This is a genomic window from Bradyrhizobium sp. CCBAU 25360 (genome assembly GCF_028128695.1).
Lineage (GTDB): Bacteria > Pseudomonadota > Alphaproteobacteria > Rhizobiales > Xanthobacteraceae > Bradyrhizobium > Bradyrhizobium ottawaense.
The window spans coordinates 883,076-901,532 of record NZ_LBJA01000001.1; the positions used below are offsets into that span (position 1 = coordinate 883,076).

Below are 18,457 nucleotides of genomic sequence, written 5' to 3' on the forward strand. Positions count from 1 at the left end.
CCCACTACGGTAGAGAAGAGCGCTAGAATCCCTGCTCTTTCACTCCTTTCGGAATTATTCGACCGCGCCTGGCAATACGACATTCGGTCATCCGACCTTCAACAACGATCTATAAACTTCCCTGAAGCACCGAGAGCAGCTCGCTCGGGGGTCTGCACGCTGATGTGTGCTTGCTACACGTCACGAAATCTCGGTTAGCTTTTGGGAGGGTACTCCCTTGTGTCAGGATGTCGAGGAGTGTTTTAGATGGATCAGTTTTCTTCCGACCAAGTGCAGGTGCCAGATGCTGTCGTGAGCGTCGCATTTGACAAGGCTTGGGGCTTCATCGAGAAGGATCCCTTGCTGGCACATAATCTCAAGGCCGTCCTTCATAGACGATTGCGCACTTACCTTGAGTGCTCGATAAGAAAAGGCGAACGGAATACTCTGACTCTGGCAAACGAGGCGATACGCAACTTGCGTGCTGAACTCGCGCCGTCGACCGAGCAATGAGCGCTTGCAGCCGTACCGCTGGGAGCGTCTGGCTGGGTAAACGCAATTAACGGGTCTACGCGATAGACAAATCGGGTCAGAGCGTGGTCGAGCAGACTTTCCTCTACTCATGCTCTGCCCGGCGCGCCCGTAATCAAGGCCTTCATTACCGATCCGTCTGAGCCGTCAGCATGCATGAAGTGTGTAAGCGCGGCCTCGTTCTGCCGTTTGCAACAGAAGGAGCCAAGCACCTCCCAACTTTGCGGTCGCATCGCACGCCATGATGAACGGCTCGTGTCCAAAGAAGGCGCCCGCGAGGCGCCACTGCCGGGCCGCAGCGTCTCGATGACTGTGGAGCAGCGGCATTTTGCGCGCTCAGCAATCTGACGCCGCGTACGATTGGACACCTTTCTTTCCAAGACATGTTGTGCGGCAGTTACAGCAATTCGCGTTCATATTGATAAACGCACGGCGCCGGGGGGCACCGAAAGGAAACGACACTCGAATGAAAAACATTCTGATTCTGACTGCAAGCATCGGCGCACTCGTTGCGGCCACTCCCTCCTTCGGCACGGACTTGGCCGGGCAGCCTGTCAAGGTCAAAGCGGCACCGCTGCCGGCCGCGGCCCCGATTACCGATTGGTCCGGCTACTATATCGGTGCAAATGGCGGCTGGGGAACGAGCCACAATTGCTGGGATTTTAATGGCGCCACTTCCGAGGGCTGCCATAATTCGACCGGCGGGACCATTGGCGGCCAGATTGGCTATCGTTGGCACATCTTCAACATGGTTTACGGCATCGAAGGTCAGGGCAACTGGGCCGACTTCAACGGCTCCAATATCAGCACCGCCTTTCCGGCAAACACCGTTGGCACCACAACGGATGCCTTCGGTCTACTCACGGGCCATATCGGCTACGCCTTCAATGCCGTGCTCCTGTACGGCAAGGGTGGTGCTGCGGTGACCAGCAACACCTATCAGATCAACTCGGTGACTACTGGCACCGAGATTGGCAAAACCAGCGATGTGCGTTGGGGTGGCGTGCTGGGCGCCGGTGCCGAAGTCAGCCTCACGCCAAACTGGTCAGCTGGCGTCGAGTATAACCACTTCTTCATGCAGCGCAGCAACATCAGCTTCCCAGCGGCTCTTGGTACGGATCGCGTCCACCAGGATGTCGATCTCATCACGGCACGGCTCAATTACAAGTTTGGCTCGCCCTTTGCGAGATAGAGACCTCCACGCGGTTGCGTGAATCGGAACCCCGGCCTGCGGTCGGGGTTCTTTCGCGAGTTGATCCCACAAAAACGGCGATCATGACATTGGTAGGGAAGGCAACAGCACCATTTGCGAAGCCGGGACACGAGGTGACTTACAGCAAGAGATGCAGTTTACCTCGGCGGTCCGGCCCTCTCAGGGCGAAAAGCGCACCTCTATTCCAGCCCAGTCAAGTACCAAGTTCGGCGGTTGATGGGACGGTATACACACGACACTCGCTAAGGACCTTAACCTGACTGCAGCTCCGGCCGCGCCATCCCCACTTAGGCTCCCTTGCGGAAACACAACTAGGCCGCACCTGATGCACAACTTATGAAGGGCTCGGTGGAAAACGGCGAAGATCTTCGCCAAGATCGTTGAGGCATGACTTCTCCGCTCTTCGCGATCATCTCGCTGCTCTACGCGTGGGGAGGGGTACTGCATTTCTGTTGCTAATAACTTTCATTGGTATGCCACCGCATTATAGAACAGAGGCCGGGTGGGGCACCCGCTTTCGGCTGATCAAGCGGTTGCGGCAATCTCCTCGACGCCTGGGTAGGCTCAGCTCGCATTCGCGCAAGAGCATCTGCAGGCTCGAATGTCTACTGAGCCACAAACTTCCTCGATCCTTGGTGAATGGACTGGAAAGCCAGGATGGGAACGCATTCATGCAATGAAAAGGCGCAAGATCTCCCACCCCGATCCTGCATAGACGGCTCGAGCTCGCAGCATCGAGAACATAGTGACTGGATGGTGACGCCTGACCAGGCGGGCTATGTGACACTGAGAGCTGCAGGTGCATCACATCGACGCGACCTGAATGAAGGCTAACGGAGTAGATATACGCGATCAGGCACCGATCGATAACTGCAAAGGCTATGTTCGAAAGAAAACAACCAAGCTGGTCAGGCAGAATAGACCATCCAGATAGCGTTACGTCTGATGTATCTGGCCAGACTTCGCCTTGCTATCGGTAGAACGTCCATAAGCGTTGTGAGTTGGTGAGAGACGCCGCCGAACCAAGGCGCCCCGACGCACTCGGCCGGGGGGCTGAAAGTGCGCCGGGTTCGCCCCAACATCATCAGTACATCCGTGATGATGCTTCTGGCAATGAGACAAGCAGCGTGGCGGAATTGAGGCTTATGCATTCGATTACTAGAGATCAAAGCGAGTTTTCGTCGGCTGCGCCGACGGACTTGAATCGCACGTCGCGTCACGTTGTACTATTGCGCTCCTCTCGCTCTCATCCAGGAAGCAACTTGTCTTCCGTGGCACGCCGGCTTCTGACGGGAGGCATCCGTTGAACCCTGTGAGCAACCAAATCGGCTTTTGCCTGGAAAAACCGGTTTGGAACTCTGCGGCAAGCTCAGCTGCTTCTGGTGAGACCTGCAATCCCTGTTTTCGTCGCAAAACTCACTAGCCCTCAGCGAATGCGGAAACGACGTGTGCTCGCATGAGCGATTGAACGTTGCGCAGGCTCGTCGGGCACGTCTAGTCGCTTCGACCGTGCTCGCATGAGAAATTCATATCCTAAACGTTCAGGATAGCCGTCAACGAGCGACTCTCACTCCCTCGCTCTGTCCCTGAGTCGCGTTCGCAGTAACATCGAAAACGGGACCAGATCTCAGAAACCACTACGCGGGTTTGACATATCGCAAAGACATTAGAGAGGGTATCCGTCAGCTTTATGCTGGCCTGAGCATTGGAAAGTTAGGACTTGCAGACCTCCCTTCTGAACAAGTATTGCGATGCTCGCCTGCCTTGGTACACCATCTATCCAACCGTACGGGATTTCTCCGCGATGGTCGGTGCCAAGACGTGTGAGACATGGCTGAGGCGACTGCCGCCCGACGAGCCCGTATCGCTCTACATCCACGTTCCGTTCTGTCGCTCTATCTGTTGGTATTGCGGCTTCCCTACAAGCCTCACTCGCAGCGAGCGACCGGTCCGCAATTACTTGGCAGCATTGCGAGAGGAGATAGGCTTGGTCGCAAAGCAAGCGCCGAGCGCTCTGCCGGTGAGCGACGTGCATTTCGGCGGCGGGACGCCGACGACCATTGCACCGCGCGATTTTCTCGCCTTGATGGAACTCCTGCGCCACTGCTTTGCGTTCAAAAAATCAGCTACCATCGCCATAGAAATCGATCCGCGTGGGGTCACGCCCGAGATGGTCGAAACGTTACAAGCGGCCGGGGTCAGCCGCGCGAGCATCGGCGTGCAAAGCTTCGATCCGGTGGTTCAAAGGTCGGTCAACCGCGTGCAGAGCGAGGTGCTGACGGCTTCTGTCGTCGAAACTCTACGCCAGCATGGGATAAACCGCATCAATTTCGACCTTCTCTTCGGACTACCGCATCAAACGGTGCGGTCCTGCGTGGACACGGCTCGGACAGCTCTGGCCATGCGGCCAGACCGGCTTGCAGTTTTCGGCTATGCTCACGTCCCCTCCTATATGAAACGTCAACGCCAGCTCGATGAGACGGCACTGCCGGACAATATTGCCCGCGCTGAGCAAGCCGCGGCCATTGCAAATACCCTGGTCTCGGCCGGCTACCGCCAGGTCGGGCTCGACCATTTCGCCCTGCCCAACGACGAGCTCGCCCTGGCGCAGAGAGCTGGTCGACTGCGGCGCAACTCCCTCGGTTATTCGGCTGATACCACCAAAACCGTAATCGGCTTAGGTCCGTACGCCATCGGCCGTTTGCGTGAGGGTTATGTGCAGAACGAGATCGCGACCACTTCCTATTACGAACACGTTCGAGCCGGCCGCCTGGCAACCTCAAAAGGCTATTGTCTGTCGGCCGAAGATCGCCTCCGCGCCGCAATCATCGAGCGTCTAATGTGCGATTTGCACGCCGACATACCAGCGATCTGCGCTGCTCACGGATTTGATTCGATTCCACTTCTCAAGTCTGCAGGCCGGCTGGGAATGCTTGCCAAAGACGGGATAGTGGACATTGAAAAGGGCTTAATTCGGGTCAAGCAGGAGCATCGGTTCGTCGTTCGTGCGGTTGCTGCCGCATTCGACACTTATCTCGACCGTACCCCCATTAGCTAAGCCACGCCTCGAGCGGAGTTGGAGACTCGAGTACACCTGCAACAGTCTCAACCTCAAGGCTCCGCTTTCTTCGGTCCTGCGATCACTGGTGCGCCTCCGAGAGAAACAGGCCCTTCTCGTTTGGACCGGCCGAAGGGTTTCCTGGCGCTGCTTGAACAGCCCGGGCTGCCGACAAAGCGTCGCGGGAGCAGCAGATGGGAGAGGAGTTAAACTCTGCAGCGAGTCGATTCGCGAGGTCAGGATCGTGATCTGATCCAGGATCCCTTTCAGGTCATCACGCTGGGCAACGGCCCGGCGCTTGAGTTCCGCGATCTCATCGTCAGCTTTCTGTTGCGCCTCCCTTATCCCGGACTGAACCTGTCTCCCGTGGTGACGGTTTGAAGCGACGTCCTGCACTTCTGGCGACTCGACAAATTGTTCAAAATGGCCCAAAGCCACGCGCCAGAAGCGAGCCGACGAGGACAAGCGGCAGCACCAAAACCGCGAGAATCCGTCTTGACGGCCTGTGCAGGAGCGGCCGCACGTCTGAACCGGCCGCTTGAGCAATCGACTCCATTGCTCCTCCCTCAACATCCTTCCAGCAGGCTTCTTTGTCGACGCGAGAGCCTACGATGCTAACGCGCTTCTAAGGGCTACCAGCTTCCACAATAAGCAATCGGCCACGTTCCCGATCGGCTGCTCCTGCTTCGATGCTATCCCCTTCGGCAACTCGACAATTTGCGCTCGGTCTCCATGGTAGAGTCCCGCAGCGAGCAATGGTTGTCGTCGTTTGGCCATGGCGATGGCGCAGCATTTTTTTCCTCATTCAGAAGAATCTTGCAGATTTTCTCGAGCGTCGCACGAATGCAAATCGTCCGCGGCTTCCTGCATTGTGTTGGATAGAGCAGCCTCGCCTCAGGCCTTGACGACTCACAAACTTCATCCGGGACACGCCACATAGGCACAACGGCTGAAAGGCCCTGCCGCGATGGCCGATCGGACTAGCTATCATTGCAAGCTGTTCAACTCCCAATTCCGGCGGGTTGCTTGAGATGACGGATAGATGGCAAGCGTGACCAACGAACGCCGCGCACGTCATGGACTCCGATGCAACACAGATTTTGCACTGACAACCGCGGTAGCAGCGCCAGCGACTTGCTCGCAGATAGGCACCAAAGCCGCTGTATGGCTGTTTCCTCTGGCCTCCTGTGCCATCAGGTTAGACCTTGTGGTGTGATTGCCGGACGCGCAAGTTCAAGGGCGCCTCGGCGAGCTTGGCGATTGTCTCGTGTTTCCGTGACAACGATGCCAATGAAGCGCTTCATGAAGCCTGACCTCACCGCCAAATCGGCTGACTCACGGTGAGCAAAGTGGACATTCGCAACGCTTTCGTGGCCATTGCAGCGAGGCGCTGCGCGCTCGTGACTAGCATCTTGATGAACCAACGCTCGGGGCTGGCTCTCGGCGCACCGCCCTCGTTCATAGCCGTGGTTGCGAAGCGGATCATCGCGTCGCGAGCTAACTGCTTTACAAGGCGTGGGTGGTTCTTGTCGGAACAATCGAGATCCAGCTCGCCGCCCTCGCCCTCGCCCTCAAACGCGGAAACCCTGAGAGCTTACTCTTGGTCAATCAGGCCGCACCGCATTCTATTCATGGCCGGCAGAGATGGAAGCAAGGTGCGCCGTGCGTGATTGCTTTCTTGAGACGAGTTTTCCGTGGGGATCCCCGGCGGACAAAGCACTTTCCTTCCATTTAAAGCCGAGGGGAAAGCAACGTTGGCTTGTTATCGCAGTTTCGCTAGCAGCTTATCTGGTCGACAATTCCGTACTGGCACAAAGCGCCAGCGGGCTTGATCCTAGTAGCCACCCTGTGGATCAGGCCAGCAAAAGACGAAAGGCTTCTGATCCGGCCGAAAAGCTCCGGATGGGCCTGGCAACCAGCCCGCGTTCCCCGGCGGCAGCACCAAATCCCGGAGCGCCTTTCGAAAAGCGCGCTCGTGCGGACAGAGTTACTCAGACTAGAACGCAAAAGACGGTCGATCCCTTCGCACGGTACGACAATCTGCGTGAAAAAGGAGTGTGGTTCAACATACCTGGCGCTGTGGACACGATCGATCAGGACAAGGGCGGCGTTAGAGCGGCGCTTGCAGATGTCGGCATCGGCTACATCGGCTGGACACACAACAGCTTTGCAAACAATCTGCTGCCGAATGCCGCCAGAAGTACTATCGCAAACCAGCTCTATATGGGCCAGAATCCGACCTTCGCGTCGGCAAACTTCATGATCGTCACCTACGATCTCAGCCGGCTTGGCATTTCCGACGGACAAATTGTCCTAGGGGCCGAGCAGCAACACTGGACGTGGGATCGCCCGGGACCAGATCGAGTGGGGCTCAATACGCTCGCCTACTACCAGACTTTCTTCGACAAGACACTAGAGCTTAAACTCGGCTATCTCAGAAACCAAAATGAATTCACCGGCACATTGTTCGGAGGGATTACAGGATCGAACATGTCTGCCTTGTTCCAGGGGGGCATGAGCACCAATGCCGCACCGACGCCTGCGGTCAACCTGAAGTACAATTTTGACCGTGGCTTGTACAACAAGGTCTCCGTCCAGCGCTCAATTAGTCCAGATGGTCCCTATGTCCAGATAACGGAGAATCCCACGGGCTTGAACTGGAGCACGCCCCACGCAGGCATTCTTCTCATTGATGAAGCCGGCTACAGGAGCAAGGCAGCTCCCGGCGTACCCGATACGTGGCTGCGGGCGGGCGTTGGTTTCAACACCAGCCGGTACACGAGTTTGACGGATCCCAAGCGAGGGAGGGAAAGCGGGAATAACTTTCACTACATCGCTGCGGACAGGCAGTTCTGGCAGAACGACCCAGATGGGATCCCATCTCGCGGCATCTATGGCGGCTTCTCCATTATGGAAGCTCCGCCGGACCTGAACAGGATCAGCCGGTATTCTGAGCTTCGTCTTTACGCGAGGGGAGCATTTGACAGTCGGCCCAGTGATCTGATTGCACTCGTTGCTAGCAACACGAGCTGGAGCAAATTTGCGGTGGATGCTGCCCTCGCCAAAGGGCAGCTTGCGCATCGCGACACAACAGCAATCACCGCAACATATACCGCCCATCTCGCTCCGGGAATATATGCAGGGGTGGGACTGTCATACATTCACAACCCGACAAGCATCACGCACACACCTCAGACTAAAAACGCGCTCAATCTGTTGCTATCTACGTTGATATTCTTCTGATCATCGCAACCGCCATTCTGCTACCAACTCCTCGTGACCCGAGGGACTTGAGCTCGGCGATCTCTTTGAAAAGGATCCGCCGCATCTGCGCTAGCCAAGCATTGTTGCTCGGCCTTGACGGAAAGTCGCTGACCCGGCGGTGACGTGCGCGAGTTCAGCGGGGACGCGAATAGCAACAGACTCGTTGAAGCATTAAAGTATCTACGGACCTTTCGCTCGACTGGGGGGCGTCGTGCCCATCGTGCGTCCAAGGCGCACTAGCGCTAATCTCAATCCTTCCCCAACAGAACCGGACTCTCATCAATCCCGAAGACGCCATACCCACGGACGCATCGATGGCGCTCCTGTGCAGGACCGCGCGCCGCACGAGGCTAATCGGCAAGAGGAGCATCAGGGTGGGCAGGATAATACGCCCGTACCGTCGGCTCTCCACGAAGGACAGGTCCTTGTCGGTCCAGAGCAGCTTCTTAAGAGCAGCTTCGCTGCCTAATGGATCATCTGGGCGACCAATCCATACCCTTGCCATGTTCCGTCCCTTCAAAGGAGCTTCAGCAGCTCGAAAGGACTTACGTGACGAGGTTCAGCGGCAATGGAGGATCCCCTGGCCTCTCGTTCTTCGTTGATCCTGAAGGGTTTACTGTTGACGAGGAGCAGTTCTCGAGGGGAGCTCGATCGGGGTGCACACGGCGTCGTCGAGAGACAGTCGTCTTCGAAACCAACCTCGGTGTCTGAGTACGAGCACTGGAGTTGTAGCACGATAAACCGACCGCCAGCACCATCGCCAACGTCACGCCTCACCTCTGCAATCTACATCGACTGGATGCATGGCCCATCAAGCGCGACCTCAGCGAAGACCGCGCGCGAACTGCCCGCCGAGCATTTGGAAGCAGTCAAGTTTGGTTCTTCAGCCACGTTCGGGATAGACGCGAACGCGCCGGCGTCCCTCGCTTTCCACCAACTCGCCCCTATAAGGCACTCCACGGATTTCGAAATAGGTCGGGCGCCCGACTTCGGGCATGATGCGCTGGCCTTCAAGGACGCGGACAAGGTAATCGGGCAGGAATCGCTCCCGGTGCTCCCATCCGCCCCGAATCAAGTACCCAAGATCGACTGTACCTTCGTCGGGTCGCGCGGCCCTGATGATCTGCGGGGGACGATAGAGGGGCTGCGATGGGCCAGCCTCGTTTATCCCGCCAGCGCGCGGGTGTTGGATCAGGCGAACATCCATTGGGCCTTCCGGCCCGACAGTCGCGGAATAGTGCTCCCCATTGATCGCAAACTGACTTGGCCCGAACTGGTTTGGCAGCAGATTGATGTTGCTCAATACATCGATCAACACGTCTGAAGCCGCCTGGGAGCCGTGGCGCCAGTCGGCGCCAACGATCGCTCCGATATCCCGCAGCTCCGGAGCCGGCCCCGGCGGTCCTGCGAACCACGAGGTGGCTGCAAATTCAGGTGCTGGCGCAGAGCGCGCATCGTCACGCAAGTCGTGCGGCGTGGGTGGATCCAGATCAACGAAGGAGTCGAGACCGCCATAGATGTTTGACGATCGGGGCCTCACCGATGACGGCGATGCGGGTTCTTGCATTTGCTGCCCAAGCCAGGCCCAGGCTCCCTGGCTGGGGGTGGCCGGAGTAGCAGGAAGCTCGAGCGGCGAATGAGCTTGCGCGGCCCAGTGCGGCGCTGGCACTGGTGAGGCGGGTTCGTGGATTTGCTCGCCAAGCCAATCCCGGGCTGCCGCGCTCGGCGTTGCCGGGGTTTCGGGAAGCTGTTGCGACGAACCGGCCTGCCAATCGCTGGGCGCTCGCATCGATGTTGTGGGCCCGTGGATCTGCTCGCCAAGCCAATCCCAGGCTCCCGCGCTCGGGGTAGCTGGCATTGCAGGAGGCGCCTGCAGTGAGTGCCTCTGTCGAGCGGCTTCCCAAGAACGCTGGCCCGGATCCTCAGGAGGCAGCAATGCAAGCGCCCTGTTCGCCTCCCGGATTTGCTGGTATTGGCCAAGCTTGACTAGATCAGCCTTGATCTTGCCGTCCTTGGTTTCCCGCCTGTACTTCTCGACATCCTGCTCAAGGGCTGGGGTGGAAAGTCTGCCAGCCATTGGCGGCCGATCATGCGTTTGCAGCCACTCACTGAGCCTATACATGCGGCGAGCTTGCCTGTCGATCGTCTCCGGCTCGATCCTGTGCACTGCCTTTTCCGCCGCCGACCACATGTCGATGAGGGTTGCGTCCGCGCGGTGGGGGGCCAGTCGGCGGAGATCAGCCGCCAGAGCGTTTCCGGCACTGACCTCACGGAGCTTCTTCAACGCCGCCTTGATGCGTCTGCTTCTGTCCTGTGCGTAGGTATCGACATCCTCATCCAGCTCAGCTTCCAGCTGATGGTTTTCCACCTCCGGGTTGTCCTGCTGCGCGTTTTCTGATTCCCGTTGAATTCGATCGGCAATTGAGGGCCTGCCAGCGGTGCTCAGGCGCGCGCTCAAATGGCGCAAATCGGCTGCGGCATTCTTGATCGTGCCGTCGGTGAGGTTACCCGCCGCCTTGTTTCTGAAATCTCTTATTAGCGCCTCGTCCTCCTCTGGGACAGCGCGCGTCCGGCCCGGCTGCCGAGCATAGTCAATGCGAAGATTCGTGGAAAAGGCATCCCCCTGCCCCGCGTTGCGCGAGTACTTTTCGCTGCTGCTCCCGCCAAAAGCCTTGCCGATTCCCGACTTGAAGCGTGACCATAATCCGCCGCTTTTTCCGCTCTTGGCCGACGCGGCAGACTCTGCCTCCGGAAAGCTGTAGCGCGCGCTGCTGAACAGATCATCTCGCAAGCTGGACTGCGGCACTTGCGCCGAAGCGGGAAGCTGGAAGTTGGGAATGTCTACGCTTCGCCGCGTGCCGCCCAGCGCACTCTCCCTAAAAGTGGAGTCCGGCGGCACCCGCATCGAACCGCCGAAATCCTCCCGCCGGACTGCTCGACGTCCTGCGGGAGCCGGATTGGACGAATTTGAGTTGCTTTCATCTGACGGATCGAGACTCAAATCCTCCAGCTGCCGTTCGAAACCGCCGTGCTCCCTTTGGTTGTCTCCTCGCTGCGCGGTCCGCTCTTGCAGGGCAGCGTACTCCCGCATCCAGGCTCCTGAATCGAAGAATGGGTCAACCGGATCCACCCTGCTCTCCTCATGTTTGTATAGGCCCGACAGCAATCGGTACGTCTAGCAAGAAACAGATTGTGGATTGTTGTAGCCGCAACCTTTCGAAAAGCTGACGAGATTAGGACATTGCTGCGCGATTGACGGCCTCGCATCGGCCGCCGCCTGGCGACAGGCGCTCCAATTTTTCGCACCTCTTCGCCTAGCCTGTTCCAGTCGAGGAATTCGTAAACCGATGATACCAATGGATGGTCCTGACGATCGTGCGAGGAATTCAAGCATCAGGCCGGATTTCTCGGCCGCTAACAATGTCTAAGGTCATGCGTGACGAGCATCTTCTACGCAACTTTGGCGCTCAGCTTATCCTGCTTCAATGACGGACAGCGACCGCTCCTTGACGCAGACCGGGAGGCGTTCTGGTGACCTGGGCTTCCATTTGTTGGTTTCGACTACGCTTATGAAGGACCGAATTGGCCTACTGCGGTTTACCAGGTCCGGCGCATTCGCTCGGATGCAGAACGTCCCTTTTGAGGGCTTACCGCGCATCCGCCGTTTCCGGGAAAACGTGGATCACATAGGGCTGCCCATGAGGGAGCGTAGTCGCCTAGACGAGAGGAACAGCGCGTTCAGACATGAAATCGCCCAGACAGCTTTTTCAAAAAGATGTGCAGGTTGTCCTGAGTTCTCGGTAGTCATCCCGAGCGCCTCTCGGCGCTCGGGATCGGACAGGCAGCGCGCAGTTCGAGGATGAGCTTGGCAAGCGAGCTCGGCAAATGAAGATCCGGCAGACTTCATTCGTTCGCTTCAGTCTGCCTCAGCCCTTGACTGCGGAACCGCAAGGCTTGTCGTGCAGCCTCGAACGCCTCGATCAAGTGCGTGCACGACTCCCGCATGACGGATTGGCCATCGCTACGGTACTCCAACACTTGCTTGCCGAGATGATCTCGCTGGAAGGACTCGAACTCAACTAGATCTGACGAACAGTTAACTCAAAGTCAAACCAGCTGGTTAGCCGCGGCAGCGCCCTGTCTGGTCTGCTCAACAACTTTCGACCAGTGGAGCTCTGATCCCGAGGAGCTGTTGAGCTGACGAAGATATGCCTCGCCTTGCGCGCCTTCATCGATCGGAAGACCGAAAGGCCCCCATTTTCCCGAAGTGCAAAAGCACCTTCGCGGCAATTGGCGAGGCTTTGACAATCGATTTTTGGCCCCGCTATAGAGCATTGATAGATATATCTCCGGCGTGATGAAACCTCAGCGTTCGAGGCCGCCACGCTCGGCCAGCACACGGTGCATGACTTCGCGTTTGATCTCACCGGCGAGCTCGTTTCGGACTTGGGCTCCGAGCACCCGCTCGGCATCCGGATCGCCTAGAAGACCGTGCTCGGCCAGTCGCTGATCCAAGCGGGTTTGAAACTCCTCGCCCATGGCTTCGACGAGCCGGTCTTGCATCGCTTCATATTCATCAGGAGCGATTCGCCTCAGCACCGTCTCCCACGGTTGCCAGCGGGTTGCCATGTAGTCAGTAAACTGGTTCGCTTCTTGCTCGCGAACCGACTGCAGCGCGCGCGCCGCATCATCGGATGTCACGTGAGAAACCGTCAGAAAGCGCATGTCAGGGGCGACGTGAATCAGCTCCAGCGGCTCGCGAAGAAGATTTTGATAGGCCAAGTAGACTTCGACGTCGTCTGAGTTCGGGTGGAGAGTGAGGAGCGAGTTGACCCTGTCGCGCGCGATCCCTTCCAGCGCGTCCAGGCGGAACGCAACGCGGCCGCGCTGGATCAGTTGGCCGAGCCTATTATCATACACCCCCTCCTCGACGTCAGAATTAAGGCGCGCGGTCCGCATACCGTTCCAGTGCAGAGTGACACGATCCTCGCAACTCGCGTTGGCTTCAGAAGCCTGTGTGAAAAACTGTTCGCGCAATCTCGGATTGGTCGCCGCCTGCCGCAGATCATCCGCCATGGCCTGCCGAAACTCGTGATTGCCATAATTGACGGTCCCACGTAGCCTTTCTAGGAACCGGGCGTAGTCTTGGGCGCCAGGCTCATCCGCAAAGTGCTGCCACTCGGCTAGCGCCGTCGGATCGTCCCCGAGCCAGTGCGCGGCAGCCTCGTCCAGAGGCAGCTGCTCAAGATGGGGTGCCGCGAGGTGAGCGCGGACTTCGTCCGGGAATGGGTTATCACCGAACTCGACGTTCTGCAGCGGACGGCCCAAACTCCCCGGTAGCAGATCCTCAGGCAGGCTGGTCAGCCGGTTACCGCTGACATCGATCGATTCAAGCCAGCTCGGAAGGGTTTCGGGGAGATTGGCCAATTGATTGCTGCTAACGTCGAGTTCAACGAGACCCCATGGGAGGGACTCGGGGAGTTCGGTCAGCTGATTGCCACTGACCGCGAGCGAGGTGAGGCTGCTCGGAAGAGCGTCGGGCAACCTGCTCAGTCGATTGTTGTTTGCGTTCAGGATCCCCAGCTCCGCCGGAAGGCTATCTGGGAGACTCGTCAACCTGTTATCGCTGACCTCTAAGCGATAGAGGCTCGCCGGAAGAGCGTCCGGCAAACTGGTCAACCGGTTGTCGCTAATAAAAAGTTCGTGGAGACCAGGTGGGAGGCTAGCGGGCAGGCTGCCTAGCTCGTTGTGCATGGCGCGGAGGTTCAGCAGTCTCGGCGGCAGGGCGTCGGGCAAAGCGGTTAAGGACAGGGATGACAAATCGACCAAGTGCGAGCGCATGTTGTCCGCAGCCCTGATTCGCGAGCGCCCCTGTCCGCGGTTTTCCGCTGAGCCCTGCCCCTCTTCGCCAACCCACTCGTCCAGGATCCGCGCGCGCGCGGAGCTGGGGGTCCGATACCCTGTCAAGCTTTCGACCAAATTGGCCAAGGCACGGTTGAAGCCGCCGAGGTAGCTTTCCCGCTCCCCTTCTTCAAAAGTATCCGGGGCAGAACCTGCGCTCCGCTGTGCCTGTCCTGTGTCCATTATCTTATCTCCCTCGTCATAAACTAAGAAATCCGCGTGCCGCTGCGCAAAGCCGCGGAGCAGCAGTTTGCGCGCTGGCGCAATAATCATTCGAGCGAGCGCACGTGCGCCCGCGCGGCCCGCCCTGGTCGAAGGCGGTTCAGCTTCACACGATTTGGAGGCGGCGAATGGATCGCTGCTGCTGCAACGTTTGCTGCCATTCCGTTGGCCGACAGACCCGGAGGACGCTAACGTGAAAGCGTTCTGCCGCTAGCACGGCCACCTGTCGATCAGCTGACGAGTCTCGCTGCAAAACGCCCAATCACTCGCAAAGACCAGCGTTGCACCGATTGCCTTGGCAAGTGAAAGGACGGCCGCGGAGGTGAGCGTTCGAGCGCCTGCCGGTCTTCGTTTTTCACGGACTCGGCCGAAAAGGAATCCCTGCCTGGCATTGAGGTAACGCACCGTGCCGCGCCCCCGGGCTCGATCTTTAAGCCGCTGCCGCGTCGATGCGGAAACGTGTAGGCGGAGATAACGGGCGGCCAGGGATTCACAGTTCCAAATCGTTGCACCGAAATTATGCCTGCTTCGATGCCATCGCTGCGGTAACTGCGATAAGGCCGTCAGCTTGCCGAAAGCGAAGTGTCCTAGGTCCTAGATGGCGCCGTCACGGGCTGAGTTGGCCCGGTTTGGTAAGGGAGTTGAAATGGATCCTTTTGAGACAGGACAGATTCCGCCCGGCGGAGGCATTCCTTCTTCATCTTCCCAACAAGAAGGGGCGGAAGACGGGCGGGGGGCGGCACAATGGGATGCATTCGTGACGGGTTTCGCAGCAAACTCCGGGCATTCAACCCATGCGGCGACCGAAGCACACGAGACGCTTGAGAATTGGGCTTCTGAACAGCACGTGGGTCCCCTCGAGGACCGGGACGAAGCGGCAAGGCGGGTCAATGCTCTCGGTGAAGACGCCATGCTGGATCTCCAGTCGCTGTCCCTTACCAGCCTGCCCAGACTTCCAAGCGAAATCATCGTGCTCGATGTGCCCTTCAACCGGCTTACCAATCTGCCTGACGAACTTCCGGCTTCGCTCCAGCGTCTTGATGTTAGTGGCAATCAGCTGAGCAGCCTGCCCCCGCTCCCAGCCGGGCTGAGAGGCCTCGACGTGAACTCGAACCGGCTGGAGAGCCTACCTGCCGTCCTACCTGCCGGGCTCCAATTTCTTTCCGCCAACTACAATCGGCTGCTGAACCTACCCGACGCCTTCCCTGCTTCGCTCCAATTTCTCCACATCAGCCACAATCAGCTGACGAGTCTACCGGTGGAGCTTCCTGCTATGCTCGAGTTTCTCGACGTAAGCCAAAATCAACTGACGGATCTGCCGCCGGCTCTCCCAGCTTCGCTCCGGTTTCTCGACGTAAGCCAAAACCATTTGACCAGTCTGCCCGAGAACCTGCTGACGGCCTTGGGCGACGATGGCACCCTAGTTCTCACTGAAAATCCACTATCTGAGCAGGTGCTGGCGAACCTGAGTACAATCCTCGGCGCGGAGGGTCATGTCGGCCCGACTGTCCACCTTTCGCACGACGACGAAAGTGAATCGTCCGGGACAGACGATGAGCAGGCGGACGCTCTCGCTGAAACAGTTGCAGAATGGCTGAAGGGCAATCCACAGGAGGGCGATCGGGAGGTGCTTGCCGCTTGGCAGAACTTTGCAGAAGAGCCGGGCGCTCGGGAATACGGACTTTTCCTCGGCAAGCTGTTCGAGTCCGTCAACTCCGGCAATGAAGGGTTTCGGCAATCGGTGGCCAATGATCTGCGTCAGGCGGCAAAAAACCCCCAATTGCGTGCCCAGTACTTTCAACTGGCATGGGATGCCAACCAGAGCTGCGAGGATCGCAGAACATTAACCTGGAACGGCATGCAGACCGCGCGCCTCATCGCGGAAGTCGAGAACGGCCTCTATGACAACAAGGCACGGCTTGCCGATCTCGTCGAATTGGGGCGCGTCATGTTCCGCATGGACGCGCTCGAGGCGATCGCGCGCGATAAGGCTCACTCGCTCGCCTCGGTTGACAACGTAGAAGACATCGACGCCGTTGAAGTCTTTCTTGCCTATCAGAACAAACTGCGCGAGCGGCTGGGACTACAACACGTCGCGCCGGACATGCGCTTCTTTGAGGTCTCCGACGTTACCGACTCTGAGGTTGACAGGGCAGAGACATCCGTGCGGGAGAGGGAGGCGGCCGAATTTGGCGACTATTTGGCAATGGATTGGCAGCCTTGGGACGATGTGATTCGCCGCATCGCACCTGAAGAGCATGCCAAGACGCAGGACCAGCTCATTGGTGCAATGGGAAAGGAGTTCGACAGCCGAATGGAGCAACAGCTCGCCGATCAAGGGCTGACCGGAGCTGAAGCTGGCCTCGTCGAAGATGCCAAGCGAGTGTTGGGTCCCGCAGTTCGCAAAGAGATCGCCCGTGAGATCAAGGGCGCTCTAAGAGATAAGGTGCTCAATGAGCACGGCCTCGCGCTCTGAAGCCGCGTTTGCCGTAGGATGCTGCTAATTTTGCTGCCGTTCCTCTGGTGCGCCGGTTGGTGGCCCAGAGGCGCGTAATGCACAGCGAGTGCAGCGGAGTGCCGATCGAGAAACCGGCGTTGCTGCTGTCTATCATGCTGCCGCTTGATGTAGGTCAGGTCGATGCTTGGAGTAGACTGGCTGCTAGCTCTCTACTGAAACCAGACGCATAGAAGCGCATGTCGTCGATCAATGTTCGGAGCTGTCGCGCACTTTTGCATTCTCCCATTTAGTTTTGACTTCGGGAACGATGAAAAACGACCATCATCCCGATCCAAGTGCTGTCTTTCCTCGCAAAGTGGCGCTTTGGACGCCATGGAGTACCTGTTGTCGGCAGCCGTTACCCGCGGCTCGCCCCGGCGGCGCCATGCAGGTCTGCTACCCTAACGCATGCTCTTGCATCAGGGCTCTCCTTGATCGGCACACTTGGAAATGTTGCGCGGCACTTGACATGAGAAGGAGTCCATTGACGGTGGTATCTTGAATGCCGACCGCCGGCGCCTGACAGGTAATTTAAGCCGACTTTGCCTGCATCTGAGCCTGAAGAATGACCTTCTGCGCTCGCTTGTGCATTCGATTTCGCCAATCTTCGACGGGTAGTTGGACAGGCTGCCAATAAGCGTGGGATAAGCGGATGATCGCATCCCGCCGCGAGCGATGGAGCGTCTTAACGAGCTCCTCTAAGCGTGGAGTGACAGCCGAAGCGCTGCCCCTCTCACGCCCCCGGCAGTTTGGTTGCTGGACACCACTCTCCATCATGTCCGCTCTCTCCGTCATTCATCCGAGGATCGCCGTTGTTCCCTCACCGTCAGCGTTGTTTTGTCTTCCATCGATATGGTTCCGCAGGCAGCCAATCTGTGGCACCCGCGAAGAACGCGGTCAGCGACCATTTCGCGGCTTCCCCATCTGTCAGTTGATGGGAGTAAGATTCCCGGCCTAAGGGGTTAGCCCCGACCCCGAAGGATCTATATTCGGCAAAATAGCTCGTGCTCAAGTTGTTGGTCTTGCCCCTATCCCATTCGCGCCAGCCCTCCGGAATGACCTGTGTATCTATCTTTGTCGACAGAAAGACCACTGTGGCATACGGCCGCCAGGGGCGGCCAAGCGCGATATCGCGCGCGGCAGGGTCGGCGCTTAGAGTGCAATGATCAAAAACATAGCCGCTGTCCTCGTCCGGTGCTGCCTTGCTCTGAGCGGTAAAGACGACCGCTTGATTGGCGATGCCGTGCAACTCACATTTCCGGAACCAGGCCTTGGCGTTGCCAAATACGAAATCGACATGCCCTTCGATGTAGCAGTTCGAGAAGTATTGACGTGACATTCTGCCGTTTGGACCCTTGCCGGCAAGCAGCGTGTCCTGGGCGCCGAGCAGGCGGACGCGCGTAACGACGTCCCTGTCTCCGGTAAGGGATAGTGCAACCGCCTGGGAGGGTGGATTGGCCGGGTTGAGAGCGTAGTCGTTCTGGATGGTCAAATTCTCGAGCCGGAAGTCATCGCCATTGGCATCCAGCGTCGCCGACCGGGCGGTTCCTCCTACATTGATCGCGCCATCGCCATACACAATGACGGTATTCTCCGGCTTGCTACCAGTGCCTGAGAGATGAACACCGGATTTGGAGATTTTGACCTTCTCACGATAGATACCGGGCGCGATCCGAACATCTCCGCCTTCCGCCGGCAATGCGTCGATAGCTTGCTGCACGGAGTGATAGGCTGCATTCTCGGCATGCGACACCAACAGTGGCTGAGCGTATGCTGACGACATGCAGAAACA

General features: G+C 58.2%; 8 protein-coding genes. 5 read left to right on the plus strand and 3 right to left on the minus strand.

Features of this window, described 5'->3' with window-relative positions; genetic code table 11:
• Window positions 1-246: 246 nt before the first annotated feature.
• The 4 genes from XH81_RS03840 (at window position 247) to XH81_RS03855 (ending at window position 8,024) form a co-directional block, all read left to right on the plus strand.
• Complete coding sequence (locus tag XH81_RS03840; protein ID WP_271595831.1) at window positions 247-492, plus strand: hypothetical protein; 246 nt, start codon at window positions 247-249, stop codon at window positions 490-492.
• Window positions 493-976: 484 nt separating this feature from the next.
• Entirely contained in the window at window positions 977-1,702 is a 726-nt protein-coding gene (locus XH81_RS03845) for an outer membrane protein (RefSeq protein ID WP_271595832.1), read from the plus strand.
• 1,741 nt (window positions 1,703-3,443) lie between these two features.
• Window positions 3,444-4,781, plus strand: a complete 1,338-nt coding sequence (hemN, locus tag XH81_RS03850; protein WP_271595833.1) for an oxygen-independent coproporphyrinogen III oxidase — start codon at window positions 3,444-3,446, stop codon at window positions 4,779-4,781.
• Window positions 4,782-6,443: 1,662 nt separating this feature from the next.
• Window positions 6,444-8,024 carry a carbohydrate porin gene (locus tag XH81_RS03855; protein WP_271595834.1) on the plus strand — a complete coding sequence of 527 codons (1,581 nt, stop codon included), beginning with the start codon at window positions 6,444-6,446 and terminating at the stop codon, window positions 8,022-8,024.
• A 904-nt stretch (window positions 8,025-8,928) separates the two neighbouring features.
• Here the strand turns inward: XH81_RS03855 and XH81_RS03860 are convergent.
• Both XH81_RS03860 and XH81_RS03865 read right to left on the minus strand, forming a co-directional pair.
• Entirely contained in the window at window positions 8,929-11,175 is a 2,247-nt protein-coding gene (locus XH81_RS03860; RefSeq protein ID WP_271595835.1) for a hypothetical protein, read from the minus strand.
• A 1,235-nt stretch (window positions 11,176-12,410) separates the two neighbouring features.
• Window positions 12,411-14,129, minus strand: a complete 1,719-nt coding sequence (locus tag XH81_RS03865; protein ID WP_271595836.1) for an NEL-type E3 ubiquitin ligase domain-containing protein — start codon at window positions 14,127-14,129, stop codon at window positions 12,411-12,413.
• A 685-nt stretch (window positions 14,130-14,814) separates the two neighbouring features.
• Between XH81_RS03865 and XH81_RS03870 the strand changes: the two genes are divergently transcribed.
• A complete protein-coding gene (locus XH81_RS03870) occupies window positions 14,815-16,644 on the plus strand; it encodes an NEL-type E3 ubiquitin ligase domain-containing protein (protein ID WP_271595837.1) in 1,830 nt (609 codons plus the stop codon).
• 847 nt (window positions 16,645-17,491) lie between these two features.
• Here the strand turns inward: XH81_RS03870 and XH81_RS03875 are convergent.
• The gene (locus XH81_RS03875) at window positions 17,492-18,448 is read right to left on the minus strand and encodes a pectinesterase family protein (RefSeq protein WP_271595838.1); all 957 of its coding nucleotides are present in this window, start codon (window positions 18,446-18,448) and stop codon (window positions 17,492-17,494) included.
• Window positions 18,449-18,457 lie beyond the last annotated feature (9 nt).

Coding starts and splice junctions, on each gene's coding strand:
- XH81_RS03840 (WP_271595831.1), top strand. CDS start 247: ATGGATCAGTTTTCTTCCGACCAAGTGCAGGTGCCAGATGCTGTCGTG.
- XH81_RS03845 (WP_271595832.1), top strand. CDS start 977: ATGAAAAACATTCTGATTCTGACTGCAAGCATCGGCGCACTCGTTGCG.
- XH81_RS03865 (WP_271595836.1), bottom strand. CDS start 14,129: ATGGACACAGGACAGGCACAGCGGAGCGCAGGTTCTGCCCCGGATACT.
- XH81_RS03870 (WP_271595837.1), top strand. CDS start 14,815: ATGGATCCTTTTGAGACAGGACAGATTCCGCCCGGCGGAGGCATTCCT.
- XH81_RS03875 (WP_271595838.1), bottom strand. CDS start 18,448: ATGTCGTCAGCATACGCTCAGCCACTGTTGGTGTCGCATGCCGAGAAT.